Raw genomic sequence first — 21,463 nt, forward strand, 5'->3', positions numbered from 1 at the left:
TGGGGCTTCCTTTGCAGTGGTCTGGAGATTGTAGTCAGCGACGTTTGCCCGCTATTGACCCATGCCGGCCAGGCACATTCTTTGTAGGAGCAGCCTTGTGCTGCGAAGAGGCCAGCACAGGCGATACATTAATGGCCGCCTGCACCGGCCTCTTCGCAGCACAAGGCTGCTCCTACAAAGAATGTGCTCGGGCTTCAGGCGCTCAATCTGGCCTGCGCCGCCAAGCGGTTGATTGCCGCATCCAGTTCGTCCAGTGCCTGCTGTGCCAGCGGGTTTTCCTGCTTGAGCAAGGTCTCGCTGCGCTGGCACGCGGCCCGCAACTGCGGCACGCCGCAATAACGCGAGGCGCCGTTCAGGCGGTGCACCTGTTCGATCAGGCCGTTGCGGTCGTCGGCCTCGCGGGCAGCGCGTATGGCTTCGCGGTCGGCTTCCAGCGAGGTCAGCAGCATGCTCAGCATATCGGCCGCCAGGTCCGCCTTACCGGCGGCCAGGCGCAGGCCTTCCTCGGGGTCCAGCACCTTCAGGTCATCACCGTTGGCCAGTTGCTCGGCCAGGCGTTCCTGCTGTGGCGCGCCCAGGCTAAGGCCGGTCCATTTCATCACCACCTGGGCCAGCTGCCGTTCGCTGATCGGCTTGGTCAGGTAGTCGTCCATGCCACCGTGCAGCAACGCGCGTTTCTCGTTGGCCATGGCGTGGGCGGTGAGGGCGACGATCGGCAGCGGGTTGCCGCTTTGGGTGTTTTCCCACAAGCGAATCTGCTCGGTGCAGGCGCGGCCGTCCATGCCGGGCATCTGCACGTCCATCAGCACCAGGTCGAACGGCTCGTCCTGCACCGCCTGCACCGCCGCATAGCCGTTGTCGACGGCCAGCACCTCGGCGCCCAGGTCTTCGAGCAGGGTCTGCACCAGCAGCAGGTTAGCGGGGTTGTCGTCGACGCAGAGGATCTTCGGCTGGCGCTGGCCGTTGACGCTGTTCACCTCGCCCTGCGGGCGGCGCGGTTGCACCAGTTCCAGCAACAGGCGGCGCAGTTTGCGTGTGCAGGTCGGCTTGGACAGCAACTGGCCATGGCCGTTGGGCAGGTACGGATGGTACAGCGCCTGCTCGGTGGTCGGGCACAGCACCACGCACTGGCAATGGTAGCGCTCGAGCTGCTGGTGGTAATGGCCCAGCTGCTCGGGCGACAGGTTGCCAAGGTTGGCCCCGAGCACGGCGAAATCGAACGGCAGGCCAGCCTGGCTGGCGGCCTGCACGCCCTGCAGCAGCTGGTCGTAGGAGGCGAACAGGCTGACGCTGAGGCCGCAGTCTTCCAACTGGTGTTCCAACGCCTGGCGCGCCAGTTCGTGGCCGTCGACGATGGCCGCGCGGCGGCCCAGCAGCGGTTGCAGCGGCAACTCCTCGACACCATCGTGGGCCTTGGGCAGGTTGAGGCTGATCCAGAACTGCGAACCCTCGCCCGGGGTGCTGTCGACGCCGATCTCGCCGCCCATCTGCTCGATCAGGCGCTTGGAAATCACCAGCCCCAGGCCGGTGCCGCCGGGCTGGCGGGCCAGCGAGTTGTCGGCCTGGCTGAAGGCCTGGAACAGCGTACGTACATCCTGCGGCGACAGCCCGATGCCGGTGTCCTGTACGCTGATGCGCAGCTGCGCACTGTCTTCGTGTTCGTCTTCGAGCATGGCGCGCACGACGATGGTGCCTTCGCGGGTGAACTTGATGGCGTTGCTGACCAGGTTGGTAAGGATCTGCTTGAGCCGCAACGGGTCGCCGATCAGCGACGACGGGGTATCGCGGTAGATCAGGCTGAGCAGCTCCAGCTGCTTGGCGTGGGCGGCCGGGGCGAGGATGGTCAGGGTGTCCTGAATCAGGTCGCGCAGGTTGAAGGGGATGCTGTCGAGCACCAGCTTGCCGGCCTCGATCTTGGAGAAGTCGAGGATCTCGTTGATGATCCCCAGCAGGTTGTCGGCGGACTTCTCGATGGTGCTCAGGTAGTCCAGCTGGCGCGGTGTCAGCTCGCTTTTCTGCAGCAGGTGAGTGAAACCGAGGATACCGTTGAGCGGGGTGCGGATTTCGTGGCTCATGTTGGCCAGGAATTCCGACTTGATGCGGCTGGCTTCCAGGGCTTCCTTGCGCGCCATGTCCAGCTCGATGTTCTGGATCTCGATGGTTTCCAAGTTCTGGCGCACGTCCTCGGTGGCCTGGTCGATGCTGTGCTGCAGCTCTTCGTGGGCGTTGTGCAGGGTTTCGGCCATGCGGTTGATGCCGCGCGCCAGCTCGTCCAACTCATGGCTGCCCATGGCCGGCAGGCGTTCCTCGAGGTGGCCGTCCTTGAGCTGGTTGACCGCGTGCTTGATGCGCTTGATCGGGTCGTTGATGGTGCGGCTCATGCGCAGTGCCAGCAGGCCGCTGAGCACCAGGCAGGCGAGGATCAGCAGCAGGCTGGTGAACAGGTTGCGGTAGCCGCGCAGCAGGGTGCCGTCGTGGGACAGCTCGATCTCGACCCAGCCCAGCAGGCGTTCGGATTCGGCCGGCACGGCATCGGTGGCCAGGTCGCGATGGTGGCCGAACACCGGCATCAGGTAGCGTGTGGCGTCATTGCCGCTGCGCTGCAGCAGCTGGGTGCCGGTGCCGCCGCTGGGTGGCTGGTTGAGCATGCTCGGGCCGGCGTGGGCCAGGCGCGTGCGGTCCGGGGCCAGGAAGGCGACCGCACGCACATCGGCCTGCTCCAGGGTTTGTGCGGCAATGCGCTCAAGTTGCGCCGGTGCCAGCTTGGCCATGGCGGGTGCGGCCAGTGGCGCCAGTTGCTCGGCGATCATCTTGCCGCGTTGCAGCAGCTGGGTGCGCAGGTCGTTCTGTTGCAGCCAGGTGAAGTAACTACCCAGCACCAGGGCCATCAGGCCTGCCGGCAGCAGGGCCAGCAGCAGGACCCGGCTGCGAATTCCCAAGCGATCGAGCACACTCGCCTCCTGTCATGTGCCTGGACGCCGTCAAGCGATGACGGCCAAGCCGGGAAGTTACTCCGCCTGCCGCGCTATTGCACCTCTTTAGTACGTGTTTTGCGCCCTTGCAGGGGCATTGGTCGCAGGGCGGTTGCCTGGCAGGCGCTGGATACTCAATAATTGCGCAATTGAGAATGCATGGCAGTTGCCAATGAATCCTGTAGCTATTCACAACTCCAATATCCTCGCCATCGAGGATGACCCGGTCCTCGGTGCCTACCTGCACGAAGAGCTGCAGCGCGGCGGCTTCCAGGTGACCTGGTGCCGCAATGGCCTGGAGGGCCTGGAAACGGCGGGGCGCCAGGCTTTCGACGTGGTGCTCATGGACATCCTGCTGCCCGGGCTCAACGGCCTGGATGCCCTTGCGCAGTTGCGCAAGCGCAGCGCCACGCCGGTGATCCTGATGTCGGCGCTGGGCGCCGAGGCCGACCGCATCAGCGGTTTCCAGCGCGGTGCCGACGACTACCTGCCCAAGCCGTTCAGCATGGCCGAGCTGCAGGTACGCATCGAGGCCATCCTGCGCCGCGTCGCCCTCGAGCGGCGCCATCAAGCCCCGCAGGCGCGTGCCGGCAGCGGCGAACTGCAATACGACGAGGCGCTGTGCGACGTGCGCCTGGAGGGTCGCCTGGCCGGCCTGACTCCCAGCGAATACCGCCTGCTCGACATCCTCAACCGCAACCTCGACGAAGTGCTGAGCAAGCCGTTCCTCTACCAGCAAGTGCTGCAGCGGGGCTATTCGCGGCATGACCGCAGCCTGGACATGCACGTCAGCCAGATCCGTCGCAAGCTCAAGGGCATCGGCTATCACGAACGGCAGATCCGCACCGTGTGGGGCAAGGGCTACGTACTCAGCGCCAGCGAGGCGGAGTGACCCATGCTCGACCGCCACTCGCTGTTCTGGAAGCTGGCGATCCTGCTGGTGGGCTTCTGCCTGCTGATGATCGGCCTCAGCTACACCTGGGGCCGGCACATGGAAACCCAGAACGCCTTCCTCTCGGAACCGGCGAGGCAGGCCTTGCGTGGCTACGCTGCCGAGGCCGAGCAGGCCTGGCGCAGTGGTGGGCGGGCAGGGCTGGACCGTTGGGTGGCGGCGATGCACCAGCGCGAACGCGGCTGGGTTGGCGTGCTCGACCTCAACCTGCGGCCGCTGGACAGCGCCAGCCTCGACCCGCAGATCATGCAGCGGCTGACCCGCCTGCGCGGTGTCGACTGGCCGATGAGCCGGCGCAGCGTCGAGCAGCCGTGGCTGCGCATACCGTTCCCGGGTGCTCCGGAGCAGGGCCTGCTGGTGATCGAACTGCCGCAGCGCTTCAACCCCGGGCAGTATCGGATGCTGTGGCGCATCGTCACCAACGGCATCATCCCCGGGCTGTTCACCCTGCTGTTGTGCGTGGGCCTTTACCGCATGCTGATCGTGCCGTTGAACCAGTTGCGCGAGCAGGCCAATGCCTGGCGCGCCGACCAGTTGTCGGCTCGCCTCGACCCACGCACCATCGCCCGGCATGACGAGTTGGGCGAACTGGCCCGGGCCTTCGACCAGATGGCCGAGCGGCTGCAGGGTACGGTAGCCATGCAGCAGCAGTTGCTGCGTGACCTGTCCCACGAAATGCGTACGCCACTCAGCCGGCTGCGGGTGGCCTGCGATGGCGAAACCGACCTGCAGCGCCTGCGTGAACGCCTGACGCGGGAGGTGGACTGCATGCAGCAGCTGGTCGAGGACACCCTGCAACTGGCCTGGCAGGACGCCGAACGTGCGCCGATGAACCTGGAGCCGATCGAGGTGCAGGCGCTGTGGGAGCTGCTGGCCGAGAATGCCAGCTATGAAAGCGGCTGGTCGCTGGCGCGGCTGCGCTGTGAAGTGCCGGCCGACTGCTGGGTGCAGGGCAACCTGAACCACCTGGCCCAGGCGCTGGAGAACCTGTTGCGCAATGCCATTCGTCATTCGCCGGCCGATGGTGTGGTGCGCCTCGGCGGGCAGCGTGAAGGCGGGTATTGGTGGTTGTGGCTGGAAGACGAAGGCGGTGGCGTGGCTGAAGAAGACCTGGAGCGGATCTTTGCACCGTTCTCGCGGCTGGACGGTTCGCGGCCCGGGGATGGCGGTTTCGGCCTGGGGCTGAGCATTGCCCGCAGTGCCATCCAGCGCCAGGGTGGCACCTTGTGGGCGCAGAATGGCAAACGCGGGCTGCGGTTGTGGATGAGATTGCCGTTACATGTGCCGGCCTCACCACAGCGCTTGAATTTAACGCGGTCCCTGTAGGAGCGGCCTTGTGTCGCGATGGGGCGCGCAGCGGTCCCTAGGTTTCAGCTTCGCCGCATATATTGCCGGGGCCGCTGCGCGCCCCATCGCGACACAAGGCCGCTCCTACAAAGGCCGTGCACGCAATACACGCCGATATATAGCTTGTAGCTATATTCACCACAGATTGCGTGATATGGCCGGGAAGGGTTTGCCGGTATGATAGGCACCCCTGCCGTCCGGATTGTGAAATACGCCATGACCTTGCAGTACCCAACCATCGCCGATTGCGTCGGCAATACGCCCCTGGTTCGCCTGCAGCGTATCGCTGGCGAAACCAGCAACACCCTCCTGCTCAAGCTCGAAGGTAACAATCCCGCCGGCTCGGTGAAGGACCGCCCGGCACTGTCGATGATCACCCGCGCCGAACTGCGCGGCCAGATCAAACCCGGCGACACCCTGATCGAAGCCACCTCCGGCAACACCGGCATCGCCCTGGCGATGGCTGCGGCGATCAAGGGCTACAAGATGATCCTGATCATGCCCGACAACTCCACCGCCGAGCGCAAGGCCGCCATGACCGCCTACGGCGCCGAGCTGATCCTGGTGACCAAGGAGGAGGGCATGGAAGGCGCCCGTGACCTGGCCGAGAAGCTGCAGGCCGAAGGCCGCGGCCTGGTGCTGGACCAGTTCGCCAACGGCGACAACCCCATCGCCCACTACAACAGCACCGGCCCCGAGATCTGGCAGCAGACCCAGGGCACCATCACTCATTTCATCAGCTCCATGGGTACAACCGGTACCATCATGGGCTGCTCGCAGTACCTCAAGGAACAGAACCCGGCGGTACAGATCGTCGGCCTGCAACCAATGGAAGGTTCGGCCATTCCGGGCATCCGCCGCTGGCCCGAGGAATACCTGCCGAAAATCTTTGACGCCAGCCGCGTCGACCGCGTGGTCGACATGTCGCAGCAGGAAGCCGAGGAAACCACCCGCCGCCTTGCCCGTGAAGAGGGCATTTTCTGCGGCGTGTCTTCCGGTGGTGCAGTCGCGGCCATGCTGCGCCTGTCCCGCGAGGTGGAAAATGCCACGATGGTCGCGATCATCTGCGACCGTGGCGACCGTTACCTGTCTACCGGCCTGTTCGACCCGAGCTAAATGTCCAAGAAGAAAAGCAACAGCGGCCTGCGCTTCCAGCCGGTCGGCGGCAACCGCAGCCCCCAGGTCCCGGTGGGCAAGAAGCAGCGCCTGGAAATCGAGCGCCTGGCCGGTGACGGCCGGGGCATTGCCTTCCACGAAGGGCGCACCTGGTTCGTCAGTGGCGCCCTGGCCGGCGAGGCCGTGGAGGCGCGGGTGCTCAATGCCCGTGGCAAAGTGGTCGAGGCCCGCCTTGAGCGCCTGCTGCAGGCCAGCCCCGAGCGCCGTCAGGCACCATGCCGGTATTACGAGCGCTGCGGTGGCTGCAACCTGCAGCACCTGCCGCACGAAGCGCAGCTGGCGCTCAAGCAGCGCACCCTGGCCGAGCAGCTGCAGCGGGTGGCCGGCGTGCAGCCCGAGGAATGGGCCGCACCGCTGAGCGGGCCGGAGTTCGGTTACCGGCGCCGCGCCCGCGTGGCAGTGCGCTGGGACGCCAAGGCGCGCCAGCTGGAGGTCGGCTTCCGCGCCGAAGCCAGCCAGGACATCATCGCCATCGACGATTGCGCGGTGCTGGTACAGCCCTTGCAATCGATTCTGCGCCACTTGCCGACCGTGCTGCGCTCGCTAAGCAAGCCGCAGGCGCTGGGCCATGTGGAACTGTTCAGCGGCACTGCCGAGGCGCTGCTGGTGCGCCATGTCGCGCCGTTGCCGGCTGAAGACCTGGCCAGGCTGCAGGCGTTCTGCGAGCAGGCCAATGCCCAGTTGTGGCTGCAGGGCGAAGGTGAGCCGGCGCCAGTGAACCCGGCCGCGCAACTGGGCTTTACCCTGGCGCCCTGGCAGCTGGAACTGGCCTGGCGCCCAGGTGACTTCGTGCAGGTGAATGCCCAGGTCAACACGGCGATGATCGAGCAGGCCCTGGCCTGGCTGGCACCCCAGGCCGACGAGCGCGTGCTGGACCTGTTCTGCGGCCTGGGCAACTTCGCCCTGCCGCTGGCCCGCCAGGCGCGCGAGGTGGTAGCTGTGGAAGGTGTGCAGGCCATGGTCGATCGGGCCGCGGCCAATGCCCGGAACAACAATGTGCATAACGCACGGTTTTTTCAGGCCGATTTATCGCAGCCTTTGGCGGGCGCCGGATGGGCCGCCGAGGGCTTTTCTGCGGTACTCTTGGATCCACCGCGCGACGGTGCTTTCGAGGTGGTGCAAGGCATCGCCCGCCTCAAGGCCAGAAGGCTGGTCTATGTATCGTGCAACCCGGCCACGCTGGCGCGAGACGCCCAGGTGCTGGTCGGCCAGGGGTACCGGTTAAAAAGGGCCGGGATTCTCGACATGTTTCCTCAGACGGCGCATGTCGAGGCCATGGCGTTATTCGAAGCGGGCTAGCTGACTGGCCCCTTGGTGCGGCTTTCACGGAACGGTGGCCGCACGGTGATTGCCAGCGCACCCGCGTGGTGCGCTGTATGGAAAGGTAAAACAAAGATGGTACAGGTGAGAGTGCACCAGCCGGTCAACACCGACGGCAGTATCAATCTCGAAGCATGGTTGGACCATGTGGTAAGCGTCGATTCGGCACTGGATCGCGCAGCGCTGAAAGAGGCCTGCGAGTTTGCCCATGAAGTCGAGAAAAAGGGCAACCCGGCCAAGCATTCCTGGGCGGACGGTACGTCCAGCTTCCAGGCGGGCCTGGAGATCGCCGAAATCCTCGCCGACCTCAAGCTCGACCAGGATTCCCTGGTGGCGGCGGTCATCTACCGCTCGGTGCGCGAGGGCAAGGTGACTCTGGCCGAGGTCAGCCAGCGCTTTGGCCCGGTGGTGTCCAAGCTGATCGACGGTGTGCTGCGCATGGCCGCCATCAGCGCCAGCCTCAGCCCGCGCCAATCGCTGGTACTGGGTTCGCAGGCGCAGGTCGAGAACCTGCGCAAGATGCTCGTGGCCATGGTCGACGACGTGCGCGTGGCGCTGATCAAGCTGGCCGAGCGTACCTGCGCGATCCGTGCGGTCAAGGCCGCCGACGACGAGAAGCGCCTGCGTGTCGCGCGCGAGGTGTTCGACATCTATGCGCCGCTGGCGCACCGCCTGGGTATCGGCCACATCAAGTGGGAGTTGGAAGACCTGTCCTTCCGCTACCTCGAACCCGACCAGTACAAACAGATTGCCAAGCTGCTGCACGAGCGCCGGCTGGACCGCGAGCGCTTCATCAGCGAGGTGATGAACCAGCTGCAGAACGAGCTGCTGGCCACTGGCGTCAAGGCCGACATCAGCGGCCGGGCGAAACATATCTATTCGATCTGGCGCAAGATGCAGCGCAAAGGCCTGGAATTCAGCCAGATCTACGACGTGCGCGCGGTCCGCGTGCTGGTGCCGGAAATCCGCGACTGCTACACCGCGCTGGGCATCGTGCACACCCTGTGGCGGCACATCCCCAAGGAGTTCGACGACTACATCGCCAACCCCAAGGAGAACGGCTATCGCTCGCTGCACACCGCGGTGATCGGCCCCGAGGGCAAGGTGCTGGAAGTGCAGATCCGTACCCACGGCATGCACGAGGAAGCCGAGCTTGGGGTTTGCGCCCACTGGCGTTACAAGGGCACCGACGTCAAGTCCAGCTCCAACCATTACGAAGAGAAGATCTCCTGGCTGCGCCAGGTGCTGGAGTGGCACGAAGAGCTGGGCGACATCGGTGGCCTGGCCGAGCAGCTGCGGGTCGACATCGAGCCGGACCGGGTCTACGTGTTCACCCCGGACGGCCACGCCATCGACTTGCCAAAGGGTGCCACGCCGCTGGACTTCGCCTACCGCGTGCACACCGAAATCGGCCACAACTGCCGCGGCGCCAAGATCAACGGGCGCATCGTGCCGCTCAACTACAGCCTGCAGACCGGCGAGCAGGTCGAGATCATCACCAGCAAGCATGGCAACCCCAGCCGTGACTGGTTGAACTCCAACCTGGGCTACGTCACCACCTCGCGGGCGCGGGCCAAGATCGTGCACTGGTTCAAGCTGCAGGCGCGCGACCAGAACGTCGCTGCCGGCAAGACCTTGCTCGAACGCGAGCTCAGCCGCCTGGGCCTGCCGCAGGTGGATTTCGAGCGCCTGGCCGAGAAGACCAACGTCAAGACCGCCGAGGACATGTTCGCCTCGCTCGGTGCTGGCGACCTGCGCCTGGCGCACCTGGTCAACGCCGCCCAGCAGTTGCTGGAGCCCGAGCGCATCGAGCAGATCGAACTGGTACCGCGCAAGCCTACCGGGCCGCGTACCGGCAAGCGTGGCGACATCCAGATCCAGGGCGTCGGCAACCTGCTGACGCAGATGGCTGGCTGCTGCCAGCCGCTGCCAGGTGACGCCATCGTCGGCTACATCACCCAGGGCCGCGGCGTGAGCATCCACCGCCAGGACTGCGCCTCGGTGCTGCAGCTGGCAGGCAAGGAACCGGAGCGCATGATCCAGGTCAGCTGGGGGCCGATCCCGGTGCAGACCTACCCGGTCGACATCGTCATCCGTGCCTACGACCGCCCGGGTTTGCTGCGCGATGTGTCGCAAGTGCTGCTGAACGAAAAGATCAACGTGCTGGCGGTGAACACCCGCTCGAACAAGGAAGACAACACCGCGCTGATGTCGCTGACCATCGAGATTCCAGGCCTGGATGCGCTGGGGCGCCTGCTGGGGCGGATCTCGCAGTTGCCGAACATCATCGAGACGCGGCGTAATCGTACCCCTTGAGACCGCGGTGCCTGCTTCGCGGGCTTGCCCGCTCCCACAGGCAAGATGCAGATTTCGAAACCTGCATGCATCCTGTGGGAGCGGGCAAGCCCGCGAAGAAGCCACCACCGAAGGACCTGCCTGAATGACCTACACCCTCGAAGACCTGCTGCACCTCATGGCCCGCCTGCGCGACCCGCAGTACGGCTGCCCGTGGGACCTGAAGCAGAACTACGCGAGCATCGTCCCGCACACCATCGAAGAGGCCTACGAGGTTGCCGACACCATCGAGCGTGGCGACTTCGAGCACCTGCAAGGTGAGCTGGGCGACCTGCTGTTCCAGGTGGTCTACTACAGCCAGCTGGCCCGCGAGGAAGGGCGTTTCGAGTTCGACGGCGTGGTCGACAGCATCACCCGCAAGCTCATTCGCCGTCACCCGCATGTATTCCCCACCGGCGAGCTGTACGCGCCGGTGGACACCCCCAGCCTGAGCGAGGCCCAGGTCAAGTCACGCTGGGAAGAAATCAAGGCTGAAGAGCGGGCGGAAAAGAGCCAGCCCGAACAGCTGTCGCTGCTCGACGACGTACCAGCGGCATTGCCGGCGTTGTCGCGGGCAGCCAAACTGCAAAAGCGCGCGGCCACGGTCGGTTTCGACTGGCCTGCGGCATTGCCGGTGCTGGACAAGGTCCGCGAAGAGCTGGACGAAGTGCTGCAGGCCATGGCCGACGGTGATGCCGATGCGCTCGAGGATGAAATCGGCGACCTGCTGTTTGCTGCCGTCAACCTGGCCCGCCACCTCAAGCATGACCCGGAACACGCCCTGCGCCGTGCCAATCGCAAGTTCGAGCGGCGTTTCCGCTTCATCGAACAGGCATTGCGCGACAGTGGCCGACCCATCGAAGATTGTAACCTTGACGAACTGGATGCCCTTTGGGGTGAAGCCAAACGTCAGGAAAAGAACCTGCCCAGCTGCGGCTGAGCTGTTGCATAAGTGAGTGAACATTCATGAGCCTTTCCCTTCGCGACCAACTGCTCAAAGCCGGTCTGGTCAACCAGAAACAGGTTTCCCAGGCCAACAAGGCCGAGAAGAAACAGAAACGCCTGGAGCACAAAGGCCAGGTCGAGGTGGACGACAGCCAGCAGCGCTTGGCCAAGGAAGCCATGGCCGAGAAAGCCAAGCGTGACCAGGAGCTGAACCGCCAGCAGCAGGAAAAAGCCGAGCAGAAGGCCCGCGCCGCGCAGATCAAGCAGTTGATCGAAGCGACTCGCCTGCCGAAGCTGAGCACCGAGGACTACTACAACTTCGTCGACGACAAGAAGGTCAAGCGCATTGCCGTCAATGCCCTGATGCGGACCAAGCTGAGCAATGGCGCGCTGGCCGTGGTGTCGTTTGCCGGCGGTTACGAGGTGATCCCTCGTGAGGCGGCGGTGAAGATCCAGGAGCGCGACCCCAACCGTATCCTGTTGCTGAATACCCATGTCGAGGAAGCGGACGAGGACGACCCGTACGCGGCCTACAAGATCCCTGATGATCTGATGTGGTAACCACGAAAAACCCCGCCTTGGCGGGGTTTTTCATTTGAAGATGGGTCATTGCGTCGCGCGCTGGTTTTCCAGGTTTTCCAGCTCTGTACGGTACTGGTGTGCTTCATGTTCGTTGTGGAACATCCCCACCAGCTGGCCCTGTTGGTGCACATCCCAGATCCGCACACCAGCGGCCAGGCCTTCGTGGGACATTTTCGATTCGTCGCGTTCGGTTACTTGGACTGTCATCGTTAAACTCCACTGCTTCAGTTGGCTGCGACACTGTGTCGCACAACCTCTTTATAGAGTTTGTTAGCAGGCTAAGTAAATAAAACCGGCATGAAACAAGTTTCATGATCAGCCTTTTGGCCGGCAGGTGCGCTTTTGTAGGAGCGGCCTTGTGTCGCGATGGGGCGCGCAGCGGCCCCAGGATCTTTGCCTCAACGCAAGATTGCCGGGGCCGCTGCGCGCCCCATCGCGACACAAGGCCGCTCCTACAGGCGTCGGTGCAAGGCAGGCAGAAAAAAGCCCCGCACAAGGCGGGGCTTCGGGTACTGCTGGCAGCGCTGGCTCAGTTGCCCTTTACCGGCTTGCCATCGACCGTGCCATCCTGCAGCACGATCACGTATTCCTTGCCATCGGTCTCGACCTGGCGCAGTTGCACCAGCAGGTAGTCCCAGTTCTTGGCGAACCAAAGCTCGGTGATGCGCTTGCTCTGGCTTGGGTCGCGCACGCGCTCGACCTTCACCGCATCGACCTGGCCGGTCTTGGTAGTGACCTTTTCGGTGCCCAGCACGCGGAAGTCGTAGGTGTCGATCTCGTCACCGTCGACTACCTGGTAGGTCATGCTCTTCTTGCCGGCGGCCACGTCATGCTGCAGGGCCAGCTGGTAGGACGACTTGTCCAGCACGCCACGGTTCAGCGGCAGGCTGATGGCATCGCCACGGTCGCTGCCGGTGACCTTCTTGCTGTTCCAGTCGAAGGTCAGGTCGACCTTCTTGGCCTTGCCCAGGCCGCCACGCTCGAAGTGGTACTTCTGCGGCAGCAGGGTGTCGTTGTCCAGGCGCAGGGTGCTTTGCTCGGTCAGGCTGGCGATCATCATGGAAGCCTTGAAGTTAAGGTCCCAGGTACCGTTGGCATTCTTGACCAGGCTGCGCTCGGCGGTGCCGCTCATGGGCAGTTGCTTCCAGTCTGCGGTGTAGCTGGCCGAGAAAGGCTTCAGATCAGCTGCCTGGAGGGGCAGGGCGAGCACGGCGAGAGCCAAGAGCAGGGCGCGACGCATAAATTCTCCTAGGATCGAATCAAGTGACCGCTGGCCGCCAGGGGCTGGCCATCCAGTAATGCACCCTGTTCGCCAAGGCGCAAGCGCCCTTCGGCGAACCAGCGCACCGCCAGCGGGTAGATCAGGTGTTCCTGGCGGTGTACCCGCTGGGCCAGGCTTTCGACGGTGTCGTCAGACGCCACCGGTACCACAGCCTGTACGACCAGTGGGCCGCCATCGAGTTCCTCAGTCACGAAGTGTACGCTGCAGCCATGCTCGGCGTCGCCTGCCTCCAGCGCCCGGCGGTGGGTATGCAGGCCCTTGTACTTGGGCAGCAGCGACGGGTGGATGTTGAGCAGGCGGCCCTGGTAGTGGCGCACGAAGTCGCCACTGAGGATACGCATGAAACCGGCCAGCACCACCAGGTCCGGGGCGAAAGCATCGATGCGCGCCATCAGCGCGGCATCGAAGGCTTCACGGCCGTCGAACTGGGTGTGCTCGAGCACGACGCTGTCGATGCCGGCCGCCGCGGCGCGTTGCAGGCCGTAGGCATCGGCGCGGTTGGAAACCACCGCACGGATGCGCACCGGGCTGTCCTGGCCTTGGCAGCTGTCGATCAGGGCTTGCAGGTTGCTGCCGGAGCCCGACAGCAGTACCACTACATTGCAGGTCTTGCTTGGCATCAGTGTGCCTTGAGGTTCTGCAGCTCGACCTGGGCAGCGCCCTCGGCGGCTTCGGCGATGTGGCCGATCACCCATGGCTGCTCGCCAGCGGCGCGCAGTTCGTTCAAGGCAGCTTCTACCTGATCCTGGGCAACGCAGATGACCATGCCGACGCCGCAGTTCAGCACGCGGTGCATTTCATGCTCGTCGACGTTGCCTTTTGCCTGCAGGAAGTCGAACACCGCCGGGCGCTGCCAGCTGGCCACGTCGATGACCGCCTGGGCGTTGGCCGGCAGTACGCGCGGGATGTTGTCCAGCAGGCCGCCACCGGTGATGTGGGCCATGGCCTTGACCGCGCCGGTGTTCTTGATCAGTTGCAGCAGCGGCTTGACGTAGATGCGGGTCGGCGCCATCAGCAGGTCGGTCAGTGGCTTGCCGTCGAGCTGGGTGTTCTCGATGTCGGTGGCGGACACTTCGAGGATCTTGCGGATCAGCGAGTAGCCGTTGGAGTGCGGGCCCGAGGACGGCAGGGCGATCAGTGCGTCGCCGGTGGCAACCTTGGAGCCGTCGATGATCTCGGCCTTTTCCACCACGCCGACGCAGAAGCCGGCCAGGTCGTAGTCTTCGCCTTCGTACATGCCAGGCATTTCGGCGGTTTCACCACCGACCAGCGAGCAGCCGGCCAGTTCGCAACCGGCACCGATGCTGGTGACCACGGTGGCGGCCACGTCGACGTTCAGTTTGCCGGTGGCATAGTAGTCGAGGAAGAACAGCGGCTCGGCGCCGCACACTACCAGGTCGTTGACGCACATGGCGACCAGGTCCTGGCCGATGCTGTCGTGCTTGTTCAGGTTCAGTGCCAGGCGCAGCTTGGTGCCGACGCCGTCGGTGCCGGAGACCAGCACCGGCTGCTTGTAGCCGGCCGGGATCTCGCAGAGGGCGCCGAAGCCGCCCAGGCCACCCATGACTTCAGGGCGTGCGGTGCGTTTTGCCACGCCCTTGATGCGTTCGACCAGTGCTTCGCCGGCGTCGATGTCTACACCGGCGTCCTTGTAGCTCAGGGAGGGTTGCTTGCTCATTGATCCAGGCCTTTAGGAGGGAGGGATTCTTAAAAACGACCATGACGGCCAAGGCCGGCTGGTAAGCGGCGGCTGCCTGAAACGTCAGTGGTCTGTGAAGGCGCGCGATTTTATCAGGGTTGCCGGGCAGCGGCCATCCTCAGGCCGACGGGCAGGGCATGAAAATAGGTAAAAAGTGGGGGGTGTTCGCCACGAGAGGTGTGGCGCCTGTGAGATCGAGCGCCGCCCGCGCGGCGCTTCGCGGGACAAGCCCGCTCCCACATTTGTTTCGGGCCAATTATTTCTGAGGCAGAGGCGCGCGGCCCCTTGGCGTCCACCTCGACATTGCGTCGGGCAAACAAGGCGGTCGTGTGCAATGGCACAGGCGTTACTGGCCCGAAACAGATGTGGGAGCGGGCTTGTCCCGCGAAGCGCCGCGCGGGCGGCGCTCGATCTCCCAGGCGCCACAAGGGTTGCGTCATGCACACGCAGGCGCTGAACCTGTTGCGGCGAACACCTGTCAGACCCATCACATCTCCCAGGCAATCTCCGCAACCAATCTTTCATCCTCGCGACTGGTTACCTTGCGCCCCCATGTATAAGGTATAGGCATTGCGGTAAATGGACAGGAATCCTCCATGCGTCTTTTCAATATTCTGGCAGTCGGTTGCCTGGCCCTGATCTCGGCCACTGCCCAGGCTGAAAGTGTCTCCGGCCTGTACCAGGTGCGCGAACCGGTATCCGGGCAGGGCGCCGAAGCCCGTGCCGCGGCTACCGCCCAGGCCCTCGATACCCTGGTAACGCGCCTGACCGGCGACCCCAAGGCAGCGCAAAGCCCGGCATTGGCAGGGCTGCGCAAGGACCCGCAGCAAATCATCAACCAGGTCGCCAGCGAAGCCGGGCCACCCGAGTCGGTGCTGGTCGAGTTCGACCCTGGCAGTACCGAACGGGCCTTGCGCAAGGCCGGCCTGGCCTTGTGGGGCAGCAACCGCCCCTCGATCCTGGGCTGGTGGCTGAACGACAGTGCCGAAGGCAGCAACCTGGTCGGTGACGGCCAGGCCAGCGCCCAACCCCTGCGCCGCGCCGCGCAGCACCGTGGCCTGCCGTTGCGCCTGCCGCTGGCCGACCTGCAGGAGCAACTGGTGGCCAATGCCGAGCAGATCGAAGGCAGTGACCCTGCGGCGCTGCGCGAAGCCTCAGGGCGCTACGGCGCCGATGCCTTGCTGGCGGTGCATGCCCGGGAAGCCGACGGCAAGTGGCAGGGCAAATGGCAGCTGTGGCTGGGCGACCAGCGTGAACAAGGCACTGCCGAAGGTGCCGACCCGGCAGCACTGGCCGACGCCGTGATGCTGGCGCTCAGCAGCCGCCTGGCGCCGCGCTACGTCACCCGCCCGGGCGCCAGCAGCCAGTTGCAGGTGCAAGTGCAGGGGATGAACCTGCAGCGCTACGCCGAGTTGGCCCGCGTGCTCGAACCCTTTGGCCCGCGCCTGCAGATGGCCGAAGGCAGCACCCTGACCTACGGCGTGACCGCCAACCGCGAACAGCTGCGCGCCCAGCTTGGCCTGGCCAAGCTGCAGGAAGTACCGGTAGAGCAGGCGCCTGCTGTGCAGCCCCCTCCAGCTCCGGCAGACGCTGCCGGCGCTGGGCAAGCAGTGCCGGCCCAGCCAGCACCCAAGCCGTTCGACGGTTTGCGTTTTCGCTGGTAAGGGGAGCACACCGTGACCGACGTACGTCGTTGGATCTGGCTGGGCGTTGCCCTGCTGGTCGCCGTGCTGCTTTACAGCCTGCACAACATTCTTACCCCGTTCCTGGTCGGCATCCTGCTGGCCTACCTGGCCGACCCGCTGGTCGACCGCCTGGAGCGCCTGGGGCTGTCGCGCACCTGGGGCGTGGTGGTGGTTTTCGGCCTGTTTACCTTGCTGTTGCTGGCCTTGCTGCTGGTATTGGTGCCGCTGCTGGCCAAGCAGCTGGTGCGCCTGTACGAACTGGCGCCGCAGATGCTCGACTGGCTCGAGCACGTGGCGCTGCCCTGGGTGCAGAGCCGCCTGGGCCTGGCTGACGGCTTCTGGAAGTTCGACAAGATCAAGGCCGCCATCGGCACGCACATGGGCCAGACCACCGATATCGTCGGCGTGCTGCTGTCCCATGCCACTGCATCGAGCCTGGCGCTGATGGCCTGGCTGGCCAACATGGTGCTGATCCCGGTGGTGGGCTTCTATCTGCTACGCGACTGGGACCTGATGATGGCCAAGCTGCGTGGCCTGTTGCCGCGCCATCGTGAGCCGCAAGTGATGGGCCTGGCGGGCGAATGCCATGAAGTGCTGGGGGCGTTCGTGCGCGGGCAATTGATGGTGATGGTGGCCCTGGGCATCATCTATTCGGCCGGGCTGATGCTGGTGGGGCTGGAGCTGGGGCTGCTGATCGGCATGCTCGCCGGGCTGGCTGCCATCGTGCCGTACATGGGCTTCATCATCGGCATCGGCGCGGCCTTGGTGGCTGGCCTGTTCCAGTTCGGCGGCGACCTGTACCCGATGCTGGGCATCGTCGCGGTGTTCATGGTCGGGCAGGCGCTGGAAGGCATGGTGCTGACCCCGCTGCTGGTCGGTGACCGTATCGGCCTGCACCCGGTGGCGGTGATTTTCGCGATCCTGGCCGGCGGTGAGCTGTTCGGCTTTACCGGGGTGTTGCTGGCGCTGCCGGTGGCGGCGGTGATCATGGTGCTGCTGCGGCATGTACATGACCTGTACAAGGAATCGGACATGTATGCCGGGGATATCGACCCGGAGTTGTGATCCCGGGGCCGTTTGGCTGCACTGCCCTTTGTAGGAGCGGCCTTGTGTCGCGACGGGGCGCGCAGCGGCCCCAGGATATCTGCCCTGGCTCAGGATTGCCGGGGCCGCCTTGCGGCCCATCGCGACACAAGGCCGCTCCTACAGGGCACGTATTGCAGGCTTTTGGCGCGCAACTCGTTGATTTTACTTGTGCTATCCGCTGCCGCGATTGTGCGCCCCGCGCTGCGGGTATAGACTTTGCACATTGTTCACCAAAGGCCCCCTGCGGTCCTGTCGACCGCCCGCGAGCATGAAACCACCGATCCAGTTGCCCCTGGGTGTGCGCCTGCGCGATGACGCCACCTTCATCAACTACTATCCGGGCGCCAATGCCGCGGCATTGGGCTACGTCGAGCGGCTATGCGAAGCCGACGCCGGCTGGACCGAGAGCCTTATCTACCTGTGGGGCAAGCAAGGTGTTGGCCGTACCCACCTGCTACAGGCCGCCACCCACCGCTTCCAGCAACGCGGCGAGCCAGCCGTCTACCTGCCGCTGGCGCAATTGCTCGATCGTGGCGTAGGGCTGCTCGACTACCTGGCCCAGTACGAACTGGTGTGCATCGACGACCTGCACGTGATCGCCGGCAAGGCTGATTGGGAAGAGGCCATGTTCCACCTGTTCAACCGCCTGCGTGACAGCGGCCGGCGCCTGCTGCTGGCTGCCTCGGCATCGCCGCGCGAACTGCCGATCAAGCTGCCCGACCTGAAGTCGCGGCTGACCCTGGCCCTGGTGTTCCAGATGCGTGGCCTGTCCGACGAAGACAAGCTGCGTGCCCTGCAACTGCGTGCTTCGCGCCGTGGCCTGCACCTTACCGACGAAGTCGGTCACTTCATCCTCACCCGCGGCGCACGCAGCATGAGTGCGTTGTTCGACCTGCTCGAACGTCTCGACCAGGCCTCGTTGCAGGCACAACGCAAGCTCACCATCCCTTTCCTCAAGGAAACCCTGGGTTGGTAACCCCGAAAACGCTGGGCCAGAGCGGCAAAACAAAAAAGTCACATCTTTTTCGATAAAATTTGCAAATGGCCATGATAGAGGGCATAGTTTCACCCTTCTAAAGGATTACAGACACGGTCGTGCCCATGCTGAAGCGCTTCGCACCCCTCGTGCCACTCGCACTCGTGACCCTGCTTTTTGGCTGCGCGGCCCAAGGCCCAGCTTCTCATTCAGAGTTGCAGCCCCAGGATCACTCCCCGATCGCCGCACAATCGGCGTTCAAGGCCAAAGCCTCGTCCTCGTCGGTATTCGGCGAGCCGGAAGAGCTGGCCACCGAAGATGACCTGGAGGCTTTCTCCAGCAGCAAGCCTTACCAGTTGCCAGTTCTGGCTGACAGCATTCTCGAGCGCGGCATGTCGCTGATCGGCACCCGCTACCGCTTCGGTGGTACCTCGGAGAAGTCCGGCTTCGACTGCAGTGGTTTCATCGGCTACCTGTTCCGCGAAGAGGCGGGCGTTACCCTGCCGCGTTCCACGCGTGAAATGATCAACGTCGATGCCCCGAAAGTGGCCCGCAACAAGCTCAAGCCAGGTGACCTGCTGTTCTTCAGCACCAATGGTCGCGGCCGCGTGAGCCATGCCGGCATCTACCTGGGTGACAACCAGTTCATCCACTCCAGCAGCCGCCGCAGTGGTGGCGTGCGCATCGACAGCCTCGGTGACCGCTACTGGAGCAAGACCTTCATCGAAGCCAAGCGTGCCTTGGCCATGGCGCCGACCACCAATATCGCGCGCAACTGATAGCAAAATGATATATCCTGCCGCGGCGGCGATGCTTTGAAAAAAGCTCGCCGCCGTGCGCATTTATAGAAAGCGTCTAATCTAAATTCTCAATTCTTTTCGGCTGCGGCCCAGCGGACTCAGACAGGATGTTCTGGCCATGGTAAAGATGGCGCGCTTCGCATTTCTCTCCTTGGCAGCCTTGCTGGCTGCCTGCTCCAGCCGTGCGCCTGCGCCGGCCCCTGTGGTACAGCCGCAGGTAACCTATAGCCAGCCCAGCCCTTCGCCGATTGCCGATGACGTGCTGATGCGTGCTATCGGCCTGGTGGGCACGCCTTATCGCTGGGGCGGCAACACGCCGGACTCCGGTTTCGATTGCAGTGGCCTGATCAAGTACGTCTACCGTGATGCGGCTGGCATAAGCCTGCCGCGTTCGACGCGTGAGATGATCGTCATGCGCGCGCCAACCGTGGATGCCAAGTCGCTGCAGTCCGGTGACCTGGTGTTCTTCGCCACCAGTGGCGGCTCGCAGGTCAGCCATGCTGGCATTTATGTCGGGGAAGGGCGCTTCGTGCATGCACCTTCCAGCGGTGGCACGGTGCGCCTGGACTACCTGTCCAACAGCTACTGGGCCAAGGCTTACCTGCAGGCCAAGCGCGTCATTCCGCAAGGGCATCTGGCGCAGAACCCCTGAGGACAGGCGGGGCTTTGCTCACCCGCCAGACCACATTGCCGACATCATCGGCTACCAGCACGCCGCCACGCTCGTCGGTGATTACGCCGACCGGGCGCCCTTGGGCATTGCCATGCTCATCCAGAAAACCGGTAAGCAGGTCCACTGGCCTGCCCGAGGGTTTTCCTGACGGGTCGAACGGCACGAAAATCACCTTGTAGCCACTGTGTGGCTTGCGGTTCCACGACCCGTGCTGGCCCACGAATGCCCCTTGTTCGAAGGGCGGTGGTAGCCCATTCGGCTCGGCGAATGCCAGCCCCAGCGATGCCGTGTGTGGGCCCACGGCGTAGTCGGGCGCCAGCGCCTGGGCTACTTTTTCAGGCGCTGGCGGTTGCACGCGCTCGTCCACGTGGTGGCCGTAGTAGCTGTAGGGCCAACCATAGAAACCGCCGTCCTTCACGGAAGTGATGTAGTCCGGTACCAGATCGCTGCCGATCTCGTCACGCTCGTTGACTGCCGTCCACAACGCGCCGCTGTGCGGCTCCCAGGCCAAGCCGTTAGGGTTGCGCAGGCCGGTGGCGAACAGGCGGTGCTGGCCGCTGGCGGGGTCCACTTCCCAGATCGCGGCGCGCCCCTGTTCCTTGTCCATACCGTTTTCGCCTACGTTGCTGTTGGAGCCGACCGTCACGAAAAGTTTCTTGCCATCGGGGCTGGCGATGACGTTCTTGGTCCAGTGGTGGTTGAGCGGCCCGCCTGGCAACTCGACTACCGGCTGGCCTTCATTGCGAATTTGCATGGCACCGGGCTCGTAGTGAAAGCGCAGCAGCCTGTCGGTGTTGGCGACGTAGAGGTCCTTGCCGACCAGGGCCATGCCGAACGGTGAGTTGAGCTCTTCGATGAAGGTCGTACGGATTTCAGCCACGCCGTCGTGGTCGGCATCCCGTAGCAGGGTAATGCGGTTGGCGCTGGGCACGCCTGCACCTGCCCGCTTCATCACCTTCTTCATGACCCAACCGCGCAGGCCCTTGCCATCTTCGGGTTTGGGCGGGGCATTGGTTTCAGCCACCAGCACGTCTCCGTTGGGCAGCAGGTATAGCCAGCGAGGGTGGTCGAGCCCGCTGGCGAACGCTTTCACCTGAGTGCCTGGTGCTGCTTCGGGCGTGACGTCCTTGGGCCAGCCCACTGCCGGGGCGATATTCACAGTGGGGAGGGCGGTCTTGACCGGAGCAGGCAGCTGGGGGGTTGGGCCGCTGCCGTCGAGTACATTCAGCAGGGCGGTTTCGCCGCAGGCAGTCAGGCTGGCGGCCAATAGCCAAGGCATCAGGTGTTTCATGGGCGGCATCCTCCTAAGAAGGCCTATGGAACTGAGAGGTCGGCGACGTTCGCCGGGTTCCCGGGAACCATCCAACTGCCGTTGCCGTTGCCGTTGCCGTTGCCGTTGCCGTTGCCGTTGCCGTTGCCGTTGCCGTTGCTTTTGCTTTTGCTTCTAAGCGCGCGATAGTTCAGGCGCCGCCGATTGCGACTTCAGGAGGCCGAGCGAAGGGACTGCGTAGGGAGGTGACGGGCATCCATGCCCGTCACCTCCCTCCGCAAGACCTCTGCTCGGCCTCCTGAAGTCGCGAAGATCAAGATCAAGATCAAGATCAAGATCAAGATCAAGATCAAGATCAAGAGCA

At 64.3% G+C, this 21,463-nt stretch carries 18 protein-coding genes; 12 read left to right on the top strand and 6 right to left on the bottom strand.

Annotation, left to right across the window (positions count from 1 at the left end):
- Positions 1 to 194: 194 nt before the first annotated feature.
- A complete protein-coding gene (locus C163_RS05880) occupies positions 195 to 2,951 on the bottom strand; it encodes a response regulator (RefSeq protein ID WP_025338008.1) in 2,757 nt (918 codons plus the stop codon).
- A 193-nt stretch (positions 2,952 to 3,144) separates the two neighbouring features.
- Here C163_RS05880 and C163_RS05885 point away from each other — a divergent pair, with 193 nt between their 5' ends.
- From C163_RS05885 to C163_RS05915, 7 genes are all read left to right on the top strand, one after another.
- Positions 3,145 to 3,864 carry a response regulator transcription factor gene (locus tag C163_RS05885; protein ID WP_025338009.1) on the top strand — a complete coding sequence of 240 codons (720 nt, stop codon included), beginning with the start codon at positions 3,145 to 3,147 and terminating at the stop codon, positions 3,862 to 3,864.
- Between the two features lie 3 nt (positions 3,865 to 3,867).
- Positions 3,868 to 5,250, top strand: coding sequence for a sensor histidine kinase (locus C163_RS05890; protein WP_025338010.1), 1,383 nt, complete (start codon positions 3,868 to 3,870; stop codon positions 5,248 to 5,250).
- Between the two features lie 237 nt (positions 5,251 to 5,487).
- Positions 5,488 to 6,387, top strand: a complete 900-nt coding sequence (gene cysM / locus C163_RS05895; protein WP_025338011.1) for a cysteine synthase CysM — start codon at positions 5,488 to 5,490, stop codon at positions 6,385 to 6,387.
- The gene (rlmD, locus tag C163_RS05900) at positions 6,388 to 7,746 is read left to right on the top strand and encodes a 23S rRNA (uracil(1939)-C(5))-methyltransferase RlmD (RefSeq protein WP_025338012.1); all 1,359 of its coding nucleotides are present in this window, start codon (positions 6,388 to 6,390) and stop codon (positions 7,744 to 7,746) included.
- 96 nt (positions 7,747 to 7,842) lie between these two features.
- On the top strand, positions 7,843 to 10,083 hold the full coding sequence (gene relA / locus C163_RS05905) for a GTP diphosphokinase (RefSeq protein ID WP_015269231.1): 2,241 nt from the start codon (positions 7,843 to 7,845) through the stop codon (positions 10,081 to 10,083).
- A gap of 124 nt (positions 10,084 to 10,207) precedes the next feature.
- On the top strand, positions 10,208 to 11,041 hold the full coding sequence (mazG, locus tag C163_RS05910) for a nucleoside triphosphate pyrophosphohydrolase (protein WP_025338013.1): 834 nt from the start codon (positions 10,208 to 10,210) through the stop codon (positions 11,039 to 11,041).
- A gap of 26 nt (positions 11,042 to 11,067) precedes the next feature.
- Positions 11,068 to 11,607, top strand: a complete 540-nt coding sequence (locus C163_RS05915) for a DUF2058 domain-containing protein (protein WP_025338014.1) — start codon at positions 11,068 to 11,070, stop codon at positions 11,605 to 11,607.
- Between the two features lie 45 nt (positions 11,608 to 11,652).
- On the opposite strand, the gene C163_RS05920 is transcribed toward C163_RS05915, so the two are convergent.
- The 4 genes from C163_RS05920 to purM all read right to left on the bottom strand — a co-directional run bounded on the left by C163_RS05920 (position 11,653) and on the right by purM (position 14,588).
- Positions 11,653 to 11,835 (bottom strand): hypothetical protein, encoded by a 183-nt coding sequence (locus C163_RS05920; RefSeq protein WP_003257734.1) that lies wholly within the window; start codon positions 11,833 to 11,835, stop codon positions 11,653 to 11,655.
- A 322-nt stretch (positions 11,836 to 12,157) separates the two neighbouring features.
- Complete coding sequence (locus tag C163_RS05925) at positions 12,158 to 12,868, bottom strand: DUF3108 domain-containing protein (protein WP_025338015.1); 711 nt, start codon at positions 12,866 to 12,868, stop codon at positions 12,158 to 12,160.
- Positions 12,869 to 12,876: 8 nt separating this feature from the next.
- Positions 12,877 to 13,530, bottom strand: a complete 654-nt coding sequence (purN, locus tag C163_RS05930; protein WP_025338016.1) for a phosphoribosylglycinamide formyltransferase — start codon at positions 13,528 to 13,530, stop codon at positions 12,877 to 12,879.
- Complete coding sequence (gene purM / locus C163_RS05935) at positions 13,530 to 14,588, bottom strand: phosphoribosylformylglycinamidine cyclo-ligase (RefSeq protein WP_025338017.1); 1,059 nt, start codon at positions 14,586 to 14,588, stop codon at positions 13,530 to 13,532. The genes purN and purM overlap by 1 nt, the downstream gene beginning before the upstream one ends.
- 617 nt (positions 14,589 to 15,205) lie before the next feature.
- Here purM and C163_RS05940 point away from each other — a divergent pair.
- The 5 genes from C163_RS05940 (at position 15,206) to C163_RS05960 (ending at position 19,808) form a co-directional block, all read left to right on the top strand.
- On the top strand, positions 15,206 to 16,273 hold the full coding sequence (locus tag C163_RS05940; RefSeq protein WP_025338018.1) for a DUF2066 domain-containing protein: 1,068 nt from the start codon (positions 15,206 to 15,208) through the stop codon (positions 16,271 to 16,273).
- Between the two features lie 12 nt (positions 16,274 to 16,285).
- On the top strand, positions 16,286 to 17,359 hold the full coding sequence (locus C163_RS05945; RefSeq protein WP_025338019.1) for an AI-2E family transporter: 1,074 nt from the start codon (positions 16,286 to 16,288) through the stop codon (positions 17,357 to 17,359).
- A 289-nt stretch (positions 17,360 to 17,648) separates the two neighbouring features.
- The gene (gene hda, locus C163_RS05950; protein WP_013971369.1) at positions 17,649 to 18,356 is read left to right on the top strand and encodes a DnaA regulatory inactivator Hda; all 708 of its coding nucleotides are present in this window, start codon (positions 17,649 to 17,651) and stop codon (positions 18,354 to 18,356) included.
- Positions 18,357 to 18,481: 125 nt separating this feature from the next.
- Positions 18,482 to 19,135 (top strand): C40 family peptidase, encoded by a 654-nt coding sequence (locus tag C163_RS05955; protein ID WP_025338020.1) that lies wholly within the window; start codon positions 18,482 to 18,484, stop codon positions 19,133 to 19,135.
- A 139-nt stretch (positions 19,136 to 19,274) separates the two neighbouring features.
- Positions 19,275 to 19,808, top strand: a complete 534-nt coding sequence (locus C163_RS05960) for a C40 family peptidase (protein WP_013971371.1) — start codon at positions 19,275 to 19,277, stop codon at positions 19,806 to 19,808.
- Here C163_RS05960 and C163_RS05965 read toward each other — a convergent pair.
- Complete coding sequence (locus C163_RS05965) at positions 19,774 to 21,120, bottom strand: sorbosone dehydrogenase family protein (RefSeq protein WP_025338021.1); 1,347 nt, start codon at positions 21,118 to 21,120, stop codon at positions 19,774 to 19,776. The two genes, C163_RS05960 and C163_RS05965, sit on opposite strands and share 35 nt — an antisense overlap.
- Positions 21,121 to 21,463 lie beyond the last annotated feature (343 nt).

The sequence above is a fragment of the Pseudomonas sp. FGI182 genome (genome assembly GCF_000511325.1).
GTDB lineage: Bacteria > Pseudomonadota > Gammaproteobacteria > Pseudomonadales > Pseudomonadaceae > Aquipseudomonas > Aquipseudomonas putida_Z.